This window comes from Mycobacterium sp. 1465703.0 (genome assembly GCF_001672975.1).
Classification (GTDB): domain Bacteria; phylum Actinomycetota; class Actinomycetes; order Mycobacteriales; family Mycobacteriaceae; genus Mycobacterium.
The window spans coordinates 1-11,776 of record NZ_LZKU01000089.1 but is presented as its reverse complement, the minus strand read 5'-3'; the positions used below and the strand labels follow the sequence as shown (position 1 = coordinate 11,776).

The 11,776-nt window shown below is 65.5% G+C and carries 12 protein-coding genes; 8 read left to right on the top strand and 4 right to left on the bottom strand.

The window, feature by feature from the left end:
- The 4 genes from A5625_RS08325 to A5625_RS08310 form a co-directional block, all read left to right on the top strand.
- A partial coding sequence (locus tag A5625_RS08325) for a thioester reductase domain-containing protein (protein WP_156748044.1) occupies nucleotides 1-1,690 on the top strand: 1,690 nt, incomplete at its 5' end.
- 44 nt (nucleotides 1,691-1,734) lie between these two features.
- Nucleotides 1,735-2,643 carry a metal-dependent hydrolase gene (locus A5625_RS08320; RefSeq protein ID WP_066991436.1) on the top strand — a complete coding sequence of 303 codons (909 nt, stop codon included), beginning with the start codon at nucleotides 1,735-1,737 and terminating at the stop codon, nucleotides 2,641-2,643.
- 2 nt (nucleotides 2,644-2,645) lie between these two features.
- A complete protein-coding gene (locus A5625_RS08315) occupies nucleotides 2,646-3,575 on the top strand; it encodes an alpha/beta fold hydrolase (RefSeq protein WP_066991425.1) in 930 nt (309 codons plus the stop codon).
- A gap of 2 nt (nucleotides 3,576-3,577) precedes the next feature.
- On the top strand, nucleotides 3,578-4,660 hold the full coding sequence (locus A5625_RS08310; protein ID WP_066991422.1) for a PDR/VanB family oxidoreductase: 1,083 nt from the start codon (nucleotides 3,578-3,580) through the stop codon (nucleotides 4,658-4,660).
- 40 nt (nucleotides 4,661-4,700) lie between these two features.
- Here A5625_RS08310 and A5625_RS08305 read toward each other — a convergent pair whose 3' ends face one another.
- Nucleotides 4,701-5,759, bottom strand: coding sequence for a hypothetical protein (locus tag A5625_RS08305; protein WP_066991419.1), 1,059 nt, complete (start codon nucleotides 5,757-5,759; stop codon nucleotides 4,701-4,703).
- 205 nt (nucleotides 5,760-5,964) lie between these two features.
- Between A5625_RS08305 and A5625_RS08300 the strand changes: the two genes are divergently transcribed.
- Nucleotides 5,965-6,939: an NAD(P)H nitroreductase gene (locus tag A5625_RS08300; RefSeq protein ID WP_066991416.1), complete on the top strand. Its 975-nt coding sequence runs from the start codon at nucleotides 5,965-5,967 to the stop codon at nucleotides 6,937-6,939.
- A 9-nt stretch (nucleotides 6,940-6,948) separates the two neighbouring features.
- On the opposite strand, the gene A5625_RS08295 is transcribed toward A5625_RS08300, so the two are convergent.
- Nucleotides 6,949-7,365 carry a pyridoxamine 5'-phosphate oxidase family protein gene (locus A5625_RS08295; RefSeq protein ID WP_066991413.1) on the bottom strand — a complete coding sequence of 139 codons (417 nt, stop codon included), beginning with the start codon at nucleotides 7,363-7,365 and terminating at the stop codon, nucleotides 6,949-6,951.
- A gap of 191 nt (nucleotides 7,366-7,556) precedes the next feature.
- On the opposite strand from A5625_RS08295, the gene A5625_RS08290 reads away from it, so the two are divergent.
- Both A5625_RS08290 and A5625_RS08285 read left to right on the top strand, forming a co-directional pair.
- Nucleotides 7,557-8,225 carry a response regulator transcription factor gene (locus tag A5625_RS08290; protein WP_066991410.1) on the top strand — a complete coding sequence of 223 codons (669 nt, stop codon included), beginning with the start codon at nucleotides 7,557-7,559 and terminating at the stop codon, nucleotides 8,223-8,225.
- Nucleotides 8,226-8,284: 59 nt separating this feature from the next.
- Entirely contained in the window at nucleotides 8,285-9,934 is a 1,650-nt protein-coding gene (locus A5625_RS08285) for a GAF domain-containing sensor histidine kinase (RefSeq protein WP_066991433.1), read from the top strand.
- A 30-nt stretch (nucleotides 9,935-9,964) separates the two neighbouring features.
- On the opposite strand, the gene A5625_RS08280 is transcribed toward A5625_RS08285, so the two are convergent.
- Together A5625_RS08280 and A5625_RS08275 are read right to left on the bottom strand one after the other, a co-directional pair.
- Nucleotides 9,965-10,648 (bottom strand): PAS and ANTAR domain-containing protein, encoded by a 684-nt coding sequence (locus A5625_RS08280; protein WP_066991431.1) that lies wholly within the window; start codon nucleotides 10,646-10,648, stop codon nucleotides 9,965-9,967.
- A gap of 125 nt (nucleotides 10,649-10,773) precedes the next feature.
- Nucleotides 10,774-11,223, bottom strand: coding sequence for an Hsp20/alpha crystallin family protein (locus A5625_RS08275; RefSeq protein ID WP_066991428.1), 450 nt, complete (start codon nucleotides 11,221-11,223; stop codon nucleotides 10,774-10,776).
- Between the two features lie 142 nt (nucleotides 11,224-11,365).
- Here A5625_RS08275 and A5625_RS08270 point away from each other — a divergent pair, with 142 nt between their 5' ends.
- Nucleotides 11,366-11,731 carry a helix-turn-helix transcriptional regulator gene (locus A5625_RS08270; protein WP_066991407.1) on the top strand — a complete coding sequence of 122 codons (366 nt, stop codon included), beginning with the start codon at nucleotides 11,366-11,368 and terminating at the stop codon, nucleotides 11,729-11,731.
- Nucleotides 11,732-11,776: the final 45 nt, after the last annotated feature.

Below are 11,776 nucleotides of genomic sequence, written 5' to 3'. Positions count from 1 at the left end.
GATCCGGCGGCACTGCCACATCGATCCGCACACCATTGTGTTCGCACCGCCGCGCAGCATCCCCAAGACCACTTCGGGCAAGATCCGGCGCTCGTCGACACGCCAGCTGTGGCTGGACGATAAGCTGCCGACCTTCGGGAGCTGGATCAACCAGTCGGCCAACCGAACTGACGATGGCATGACGGTCGGCGCGGGTCCGCTGGAGCGCTTCCGCAATCTCATCGAGAGCTATGACCTCACCGGCGACGAGGACTGCTCGTTCGCCGATCTCGGTATCGACTCGCTGGCGCTGGCCGAACTCCGCACCGATCTACAGGCCTTGCTGGAAGAGCACGGCGCCGGGGAGCTGGCCGAAGAGGTCAACACCCGCCTGCTTCAGCGGCTGACGGTGTCCGAATTCTTCGGGCTGATACGGCAATTCGGCGAGGAGTCCGGGCAGCCGCTCGACGCCCTGCGGCTGGCGCTGGACCAGATCTCCGCCGAATACGAGGCCAACGAAGCCGCCCAGATGCGGGCCGATGCGGCGCTGCCGTTGCCGGATCTGGCACCCGCGCGACCGGGCGAGCCCACCGACCTCCTGCTCACGGGAGCGACCGGGTTCCTCGGGCCGTTCTTGGTGAGCAGCCTGCTGGCGCGGACGTCCTACACGGTGCACGCATTGGTGCGCGCCACGGACGCCGCGCACGGCCTGGACCGCATCGTCGCGTCGCTGCGCCGCGCCCAGCTCTGGACACCGGCGTTGGAAGCCGACGTCCGCGCCCGGGTCCGCGTCATCTGCGGCGATCTCGCCGAGCCCGCGCTGGGCATCGGGGAGGCGGCCTTCCAGCAATTGGCGCAGGACGTCGATGCCGTCGTGCACAACGGCGCCCTGGTCAACTACGTCCGCACCTACGACGCCCTGCGGCCCGCCAACGTGGAGGGCACCCGCGAGCTGTTGCGGCTGGCGATGACCAACCACCGCAAGGTTTTTCACCTGGTCTCCAGCACCTTCATCTACGGCTGGAGCACCCAGCCCGTGGTCGGGGAGTGGGATGCGAACGAAAAGATGGCCGGCCTGGACTTCGGCTACTCGCAGACCAAGTGGGTCGGCGAGCAGCTGGCGCTGGCCGCCCAGCGCAAGGGACTCGACGTCCGCATCTACCGGCCGTCGCTGATCTCGCCGACCCGCGCGGGCTTCGGCAGCCAGGACGACATCTTGGTGCGCTTGACGGCGTTCATGATCGAGCACGGTGTCGCCGTCAACGCGCTCAACCAGATCAGCCTGCTGCCGGCGGACTTGATCGCGGAGCACATCGTCGGTCTGATGGGCCTGCCGGACGAGTCGGGCAGCGTGTTCAACATGACGGCCGACGATTACTACAACCTGACCGACGTCACCCGGATCCTGTCCGAACGCTACGGGTATCGCTTCGACTACTACGACATCCCGTCCTTCACCGAGCAGCTGAACCGCCGCTGCACGCCGAACGATCGGATGTATCCGTTGGTCGATTTCCTCACCCGGTCGGCGGACAAGATCGCGGCGATGCGGGACAAGCGCTACGACAACACGCAGTACCGCCACCGGCGGGCGCTGACCGACGTCCGCTTGCGCGAGCCCGCTTTGACCGAGACGGTTGATCATCTGGTCCGGTTCTTGCGCAACGAGCAGTTGATCACTGAGGTGGACGAGGAACAGCGCAGCGCCTGACGGGTCGCCACCAGACGGCCAGCGACGGAAAGGGGATGGCACAAATGTTTACCGTCGATGACAAGGCGACGGGCCCACACGACGCCTCGCTCGACCACGAGCGGATCGTCCTGCAGGCGCGTGACGTCGACTTCGACTGGTCGACGCTGCCGTTCTACTACGTGCCCAACGAACCCTTCACCACGCATTTCTGCAACGTGCTGCACCTGTTGCTGCCGGCGGGTGAGGAGTTCATCGTCGACGCGTTCAAGGACACCTTGCCGCTGATCAAGGACGATCAGCTGCGCCGCGATGTACAGGGATTCATCAGCCAGGAGGCCATGCATTCCCAGGCGCACGCGGGGGTGCTCGGGCACTTCGCGGTCAAAGACATCGACGTGACGCCGTTCACCGACCAAATGCGTTGGCTGTTCACCCAACTCATCGGTGACCGGCCGCGGTGGAGCGCACGACGGCGGCAGAGCTGGCTGCTCGAGCGGGTGTCGATGGTGGCGGCGCTCGAGCACTACACCGCCATCCTGGGCGAATGGATTCTCGATACCCCGCAGCACGACGCCATGGGCACTGACCCGGTGATGCTGGACCTGCTGCGCTGGCACGGTGCCGAGGAAGTCGAGCACAAGGCGGTCGCCTTCGACACCATGAAGCACCTGCGGGCCGGGTATTGGCGGCAGGTGCGCACCCAGCTGCTGATCACGCCCGCGTTGCTCTGGTTGTTCATCCGCGGCGTGCGGTTCATGTACTCGGTCGACCCCTATTTGCCGCCCGGCACCAAGCCGCGCTGGCGCGACTACTTCCGTGCGGCGCACCGGGGTTTGGTGCCCGGCCCGTTCCAGTTCCTCCGGGTCATCGGCGCCTACTACAAGCCGAGTTTCCATCCATCTCAGCTGGGCGGGGTGGGGCGCGCGGTCGACTATCTGGCCCGCTCACCCGCTGCCCGCGCGTCGCACTGACGATGACGACTGAAATGGCTTCCACCACCGTCGCCGCCTCCGACGGCGTGCGACTGGCGGTGCACACCTACACCGACATCGACCCCGCGCGCCCGACCATCCTGGCGATCCACGGCTACCCCGACAACCACCACGTATGGGATTCAGTGGCAACGATATTGGGTCGCCGGTTCAATGTGGTGGCCTACGACGTGCGTGGCGCCGGCCAATCCTCAACGCCGGCAGACCGTTCCGGGTATCGGCTTCCGCAGCTGGTCGCCGACGTCGGCGCGGTGATCGAGCGGCTGGGCGTCGACTCCGTGCATCTGCTGGCCCACGACTGGGGGTCGATCCAGGGCTGGTCGACGGTCACCGACGCCGCGGTGATGAACAAGATCGCCTCGTTCACCTCGGTCTCCGGGCCGCATCTGAACTATGCCGGCAAGTTCTTGCGATCAGCGCGTACACCGCGCGCCCTCGCCGACGTGGTCAAGCAGATACTGGCGTCGTCCTACATCTGGTTTTTCCTGTGCCCGGGCATTCCCGAGTTGGCGATCCGCTCCCGCGCGACGGTGAAAGTCTTTGAGGCAGTTGAGCGTATCGGCGGATCGAACGCGCGGGCCGAACGCGGTGCGGCGTACCGCTCGATCGACGACTACCTCAATGGGCTCAACCTATACCGTGCGAACATGCCCGCACCGATTCTGTCACCACCGGCGCAGTTGCCGCAGACCGCCGTCCCCGTTCAGGTGCTCACCGCCCGCCAGGACTATTTCGTATCGCCTGCTCTGCAACGATTCACCGGCTCCATTCCGCAGGGCGGTAGGGTCGTCCCGATCGACGGCGGCCACTGGGTGGTCACCGCGTACCCCGACGTCATCGCCAGGCTCACCGGCGAGTGGGTCGACCTGCACGCCCCGTCCGCAGACCGCCGCGGCATCGGTCAGATGTGAGGATGATTGTGGCACCGACTATTTGGGACAGCATTCCGGCCGACCTCTACGGCCGCCGCAAGCGCGACCGCATGTATACCGCGTTGTACGGGGTCGGTGCACTGTTCGGCGGTATGGCATCGGCGTCGCGATGGACACCGTCGCGGATCTCGTCCGTGCAGCGCACCGCCACCGCGGTGGTCACCAAACGCGAGCTTCTCACGCCCGACGTGGTTGCGTTGACGCTGGCCGACCCGGCCGGTGGGTTGCTGCCGTCCTGGACGCCCGGCGCGCACATCGACGTACGACTGCGATCGGGTCGACGTCGGCAGTACTCGCTGTGCGGTTCACCCGGCCGGCGCACCGACTATCGGATCGCGGTGCGCCGCATCGCCGATGGCGGCGGTGGCTCGATCGAAATGCACGACAGCTTCCAGGTAGGGGACAGGTTCGAGTTCGAGGGGCCCCGCAACGCGTTCTATCTCGTCACCGACGAGCAGGAAGTGCTGTTCGTGATCGGCGGTATCGGGGTGACCCCCATCCTACCGATGATCCAGACCGCCCAGCAACGCGGAATCAGTTGGCGCGCAGTCTATGCCGGCCGCAGCCGGGAGTACATGCCGCTGCTGGACGAAGTGCTGGCGGTGGCACCCGAGCGGGTCGCTGTGTGGGCCGACGACGAACGCGGACGGATTCCCACCGCTGCGGACTTGCTGGCCGACGCCGGTCCGGCGACGGCCGTCTACGTATGTGGCCCCACTCCCATGCTGGAATCGGTGCGCACCGCGCGTGACGAACACGCCGACGCGCCACTGCACTACGAACGGTTCGGCCCGCCTCCGGTGGTCGATGGAGCTCCCTTCGAGCTGGAGTTGGCGCGCTCGCGGCGAGTGCTCAACGTGCCGGCGAACCGATCGGCGTTGGACGTCATGCTCGACCGCGATCCGACCACCGCGTACTCCTGCCAGCAGGGGTTCTGCGGCACCTGCAAGGTGAAAGTGCTTGGTGGGCAAGTCGATCGCCGCGGGCGCACCGAAGAGGGCGACGACGACATGCTGGTCTGCGTTTCGCGCGCCAAAACCGGCCGCGTGGTGATCGACGCCTGAGCGCGGCGGTGCGCCACGCGCGGGCCCTGCTTCGAACGGCCTATGTCGGCCCTGGAAGTTCCCCCAAGCTGGAAAGCTCCGCGTGGACGGACTCGATGGCGGCCTGGTACTGCTCCTCGCTGAGGGTCTTCGTGTAGTACCGGTCCATGCGAAGCTGGTATTGCTTTTCTCGCAGTCGCCGGATGCGGTCGAGTCTGGCGGTATCGGCCGCAGACAACTCGAGCTCTTCGATGCTGATGTGGCCGGCCATGACTTGTTCAATCGGTGAGAGCCGGTAGCCGCAATGGGCGAGTAGCTCCAGATAGGCCTTGCAGTAAGGTCTTTCGCCGACTCGCCAGCTGTCGCGTTGGGTTCCCCACTCGAAGGCGCCAAGCACCATCGCCAGGATCACGACGTCGGGGCGCAGGTCGGCGTTGGCCGATACCGCCAGCTGCTCTGGTCGGGATTCGTTGATTCCGAGCAGGTTTGCCGCCAGTGCCATGCTGGCCGGGCAGTGCAACTCGGTCAGATAGTGGAAGTTGCGGGCAATGAAGACGTCAATCCACGGCGGCGGCGCTGTTAGCAGAGTGGCCCGAACCCAGTCACGCCGTGCACCGGCGACCGCGGTTGCGCGTCGGTCCAGTTCGCGCACCATCACCCAGTCGCGGTTGGCATCAGCGGCCGCCTCGGATTCCAGCTTGACTGGTCGACTGCCGGTGAACGTGGCGCAGCTCGTCACCTCGTCGAGTGCTAATGGTCGGGCTTGGTCAAACGTCAGGTAGGAAACGTAGACATCCAGCTCCGGCAGTCCGGTCCATCGGGTCAACTCGCCCAGGGTCGTCTTGCCGGGCAACAACCTGCAGATGTGATCCTGTTGCTCGAGATCACCGCGTGTGTAGATGAGACCCATCTCGCGGTGATGGCTGTCGCCACGCGTCCCGAGACCTACCCGCCAGCCGGCCGGCCCGGCGATCCCCGGCACGTAGTGCGAGGAGATTTCCACCAGCAGGTCATCGATGGTGGCCGAGGCGGGGAAAACCCAGAACTCCCGATGAGAGTCAACGTCGTCGCCCATGGCGACCGAGCTGCGGTCGACGGTCACCTTGACCGTGTCAGACATCTCTTGAGCCCTAACTGTCGTTGGCCGTGGGGCCTACAAACTATCGGAAACCGCGTCGCGTTCAGGGACACCAGCGCTGTGTTGCCACAGGCGGATGATTCCGCCGTGGCCGAAAGTCCCTTGATCTAGTGCCGTCGTGCCCTCGCGGTGCCGCGCCGACCGCGTGATCGTGAAGACGAGAGGCGCTATCAGAGGGGACGACGACATGAACACCCGTTTTCCGGACGCCGGAACGGTCCGGACGGCCCTGACTCTGGCATCGCGAGCCCCGTCGGTGCACAACAGCCAGCCGTGGCGGTGGCGGGTTGATGTGGCAAGCCTGCATCTGTACGCCGACGCCGACCGGCGACTGCCCAACACCGACCCCGATGGCCGCGACTTGATATTGAGTTGCGGCACGGCGCTGCATCACTGCATTGCGGCGTTCGCGGCGGTGGGATGGCAATCCAAGGTGACGCGGCTGCCGAACGAGGCTGACCCCGATCATCTCGCCACAATCGAGCTTTCCCCGCATTCCGCCGATTTCGTCGACATCGCGCTGGCCGCGGCCATCCCGCGGCGGCGCACCGATCGCCGCTACTACAGTTCGTGGCCGGTGCCCGTGGGTGACATCGCCCTGATGGCGGCGCGGGCCGCCCGCAACGGCGTCACGCTGTGCCAGGTGGAGGACATCGACGCGCTGCACGACATCGTCGTCCAATCGGTCCGCGATCACTTGACGCAGGAGTATCTCAGCGAGCTCACGACGTGGAGTGGGCGCTACTTCTCGGTCGCGGGCGTTCCCGCCCCCAATGCGCCGCTATCCGACCCCGCAGCGAAGATCCCGAGTCGGCTGTTCGCCGGTGCGACGCTGCCGATGGCACCGGACTCGTCCTCGGCCGAGGACAATGCCGTGGTCCTCGCGCTGGGCACTCGCCACGACGACCGGTTGGCACAGCTGCGCGCCGGTGAAGCCACCAGCGTCGTGCTGCTCACCGCGACGTCGACGGGGCTGGCCAGCTGCCCGGTCACCGAACCACTGGAGACGGCCGAGACCCGGGAAGCGGTCCGATCCGACATCTTCGGTGACAGCCACTACCCGCAGATGCTGCTTCGGGTGGGCTGGGCGCCGATCAATGCTGACCCATTGCCGGCGACGCCGCGACGTGACGTGGACGACTTCGTCGAGTGGGCGGACTGATCGCAGGCGCTAAACGTCATCTGGTGCTGCACCGAACGTGAACCGGCGTCCGGTGACGCTCTGCGGAACGATGCGCACATAATGCGTCTTTTCCGGCCTGGTCCACGGCAACACCTGTGCGCGCTCGGCCTCCTCGAGTTCCTCGGGCGTGCGCAGCGCACGTGCGGTGCCCCTGATGATCACGCTCCAGGCTCCGGCGACGTTGTGGTCATCGACTTCGAAGAGCACCCGATTGTTGATCGCCGAGCTGACCAGCTTGGTTCCCGTTGCGGTGCGGAACAGCACGCTACGACGCTGCACGACGTAGTTGACCGGGAAGATATCCGGCTGACCGTCGGCGTAGGTGACCAGCCGCCCCAGCGACAGGCTCTTGAGCAGCTCCCAGCACTCGTGCACCGGGAGGATGACGACTACGTCATCGGTCATCGAAGATTCCCTTCCTGCGCGTGCCATTCGTGGCCGCAATAGACCACTGCCACAAGGCTATTGACGCGTCGCCAGCTCACGCGTTGGCCGAAGGTCCTTTCCCTTGGAGGCCAAAGTCGTTGACTCAGTTACTTCTCGGAGAAACTCAGTCGAGAATATGGGATATTGGGTACCGGCAGGAAGGGCTCGGCATGGTCAAGGTGTTCCTGGTCGATGACCACGAGGTCGTCCGCCGCGGTCTTTCCGATCTGCTTGCTTCGGATCCCGATCTCGAGATCGTCGGTGAGGCCGGCACGGTGGCAGAGGCAAAAGCGCGGATACCGGCGTTGCGACCCGATGTCGTCGTGCTGGACGTTCGGCTCCCCGATGGCAACGGCATCGAATTGTGCCGCGACCTGGTGGCGGATCATCCCGACCTGCGCTGCCTGATGCTGACCTCGTTCACCTCCGACGAGGCGATGCTCGAGGCGATTCTGGCCGGCGCCAGCGGGTTCGTCGTCAAGGACATCAAAGGAATGGAGCTGGCGCACGCGATCAAAGAGGTGGGCGCCGGTAAATCGCTGCTGGACACCCGGGCGGCCGCCGCTTTGATGGCGAAGCTGCGCGGCGCGACCACGCGGGAAGACCCGTTGTCCGGGCTGACCGAGCAGGAACGAACGCTGCTCGGATTGCTCAGTGAAGGTTTGACCAACAGACAAATCGCCGCGCGGATGTTCCTCGCGGAGAAAACGGTGAAGAACTACGTGTCTCGGTTGTTGGCCAAACTCGGCATGGAGCGCCGCACCCAGGCGGCGGTATTCGCGTCGAAACTGAATCAGCGGTCAGGCCAATCGTCGACGCCGACGGACTGGTCGGGGTGACCGGAACCGAAAAGGGCTCGGCATTCGCCGGACTCGGACAGCGCGGGCTGGTCGACGAAATGCATCATCAGCTCGATGAGTTGCTGGCCGCCCGCGACCAAATGGAGCAGTTGTCGCGGGTGATCGTCGAGATCGGCGCGGGCCTCGACCTGGATGCGACACTGCACCGGATCATCAGCGCGGCAAGGGAATTGACCTGCGCACCATACGGCGCCCTGGCTATTCGTGATCGGGAGGGTGATCTGATTTCATTCGTCCACGAGGGCATGGACGACACGACGGTTCGCCGCATCGGACACCTGCCGGTGGGCAAGGGCCTGCTGAGCTTGTCGCTACTGGATACGCCTGCGCTGCGGATGGACGATCTCACCACCCATCACGCCGCGGCCGGTTTTCCTGAACACCATCCGCCGATGCGGGCCTTTCTCGCGGTGCCGATCACCATCCGGGGCACCGTGTTCGGCAACCTGTACCTCACCCACGTCGATCCCGCCCGGGTATTCTCCGAGTCCGACGAAGTTGCCGCGCGCGCATTGGCTTTCGGCGCCGCCGTGGCCATCGATAATGCGCAACTCTTCGAACGCGAGCGGACATCTGTCAAGTGGATGGAGGCCAGCCGCGAGATCACCACCGCGCTGCTGTCCCGGCCCGAGCCGCACCAGCGCCCCTTGCAACTGATCGCCGAGCGCGCACGCGTGTTGACCGACGCCGAACAGGCGATCGTGCTGGTTCCGGCCGACGCGGACGCTCCCGGCGAGCGGGTCGAGACGCTGGTGGTCTCGGCCGCGGTCGGCCGGCACGCCGCCGATGTGCTGGGTCAGCAAGTTCCGGTGGACGGCTCCACCAGTGGGGCGGTCTTCCGGTCCGGCGAACCGCTGATCACCGAGGAGCTGCGATACCCGATTCAGGCCTTCACCGACGTCGGGCAGCGCCCGGCGATCCTGGTGCCGCTACGCGCCCGCGACGAAGTCGTCGGGGTGATTGCCGTCGCCCGCGGAACCGATCAATCACCCTTCGACGAGAGTTATCTGGACCTGGTCAGCGATTTCGCCACGCACGCCGCGATAGCGCTGGTGCTGGCGTCGGCGCGCGAGGGCGCCCGCCAGTTGGCCATTCTGGCGGAGCGCGAACGCATCGCGCATGACCTGCACGACCATGTCATTCAGCGGCTTTTCGCGGCCGGCATCAACTTAAAGGGCACGCTGGCCAGGGCACGTTCGCCGGAAGTGGCCGAGCGGCTCAACCGCACGCTCGACGATTTGCAGACCATCATCGAGGAAATCCGCACCACGATCTTCGGGCTGCAATCCCCGGTCGCCGCCAGCGGCGATTTCCGGCAGCGCATTCAGCAGGTGGTCGCCGACCTGACCGGGAACCGGGACCTCGTCGCGACCGTGCGCACCGATGGGCCGATGACCGCGGTCGGCGGCGAGCTTGCCGACCATGCCGAAGCGGTCGCCACCGAGGCAGTCAGCAACGCCCTTCGTCATTCCGGAGCGACACGCCTGACCGTCGAGATCAGTGTCGCCGACATGTTGATCCTCGACGTCGTCGACAACGGATGTGGCATACCGGCCGGCAACGTGCGGCACAGCGGCTTGGCCAACATGAAGCGGCGTGCCGAGCAACTCGGCGGCACCTGCGAGATCACCACTCCGCCCGAGGGCGGCACCCGGGTGCGCTGGACGGCTCCGCTTATCGACTCGTGAGGGCGCGAATCATCGTGGCGTGCAAACCTTTTACTCGCGATCACCGGTGAGCCGGACGCGTTCATACGCGGTCAGCAGCAGGTGGTCGAAATCCGACTGGGTGCTTGATGCCAATCCCGCACGGCGAAAGTCATCGCCGATCTGTTCGGCCAGCGGGCGCAGCTTGATATTCGCCTCCTGCGACAGCCATTTGAGCAAGTCGAACGCCGCGCTGTCGGTGATGCCGTAGACCAGCATCAGCATGCCCTTGGCTTGTTCGATGGCGGCCCGGTGTTGGTTGATCTCAGCAAGTTTCGCGCTCATGGCGTCCTGCTGTGCCTGCTCGTGCGGTGGGGAGACGTCGATGTAGAACCCGTGCGTTCCGATCACGTCGCCCTCGTCATCGAACAGCCGGTCACCGACAACGACGACGTGGTGCACAATTCCGCGGGTGTCGACGATCCGATGGCGAGTGCTGAACGCCTGGTGGGTGTCAACTATCTGATCAATGGTGGCCGCGACGTGCCCACGGTCATCGGGATGCTTGTGCGACAGCACCAGTTCGGTGGTCGGCGTGACACTGCCGGGCTCATATCCATGCATCCGTTGGACTTGTTCCGACCATTCCCACCGTTGATCGGTGAAGTAAAACCGGAACCAGCCCGCCGGTTGCGCATCGCCTCCGGCCAACGCCTGTTCGACGTTGGCCGTCTGGCCGTCGAGTTCCCATTTCATCATCTATCCGTCTCCTGGCACCGGACTTGCACTTCGCCCCGAGAGTCCGGAGCCGGCGGCGGGCGGTGACCGCACGTGCACGCACTTGCGTGCCGGCGCGGCCACCGCCCGGCCCGCCGAAGGGATCAGGCGTTGATCACCTCATGCTGGGCGGCGCCTTCGCTGACGGCCCGCTGCGCATCGCCGCGACCGACGCTGATCTTGCGCGGCTTGGCCTTCTCCGCCACCGGGATATGCAGGCGCAGAACGCCTTCGGTGTAGGAGGCCTCGATCCGGTCGGTATCGAGGTTGTCGCCGAGCACCAACTGGCGGCTGAACACGCCGCGCGGCCGCTCGGTGGCCAGCATCTCGCGGTTGGGATCAACGGCCGGTCGTTCGGCGCGCACCGTCACCACATTGCGCTCGATGTCGATGTCCAGCGAGTCGGCATTGATACCCGGCAGGTCGAACTCGACGACGAAGTTCTCGCCTTCGCGCCAGGCATCCATCGGCATCACTGCCGGTCGGGCGGCGGTACCGAGGACCTGGTGGGCGAAACGGTCGAGCTCACGGAACGGATCTGAACGCATCAGCATGGTGGTCACCTCTCACTCCAATCTAGGCTGTGGGTCGGCAATTTCCTATGTCTAATGACATAGATTTGATATATCATCATCGACAAGCTAACGCAAGTGTGATAGACAGATTTTCTGAGCGAGTCAGCGAAGGAGATACGCGATGGCCGACTACCGCGGTGACGCGGGTGTTCCGGCGTCCGACCATGGTGTGTACGGCATCTCGGTTGCCGCCGAATTGACCGGTATCGCGGTGCAGTCACTGCGGCTCTACGAACGATACGGCTTGGTCGCGCCGGCCCGCAGCCGTGGCGGAACCCGCCGGTACAGCGCCGACGACCTGACGCGGCTCAAGCGGATCAGCGAGTTGGTCGACTCCGGAGTCAACCTGGCCGGCGTCGCACGCATTCTCGACCTGGAAGATCACAACGCCACGCTGTCGGCGGCGAACACCGACCTGCGGTCCACCAACCGGACGCTGCGAGAGGCGGCGAAAACGACCAAGCCCACCAAGCCCGGGACGCGCTGAGCCGATCGCGGATTGCACCGGTCGAGGTCGGGTACCCGTCCCGCT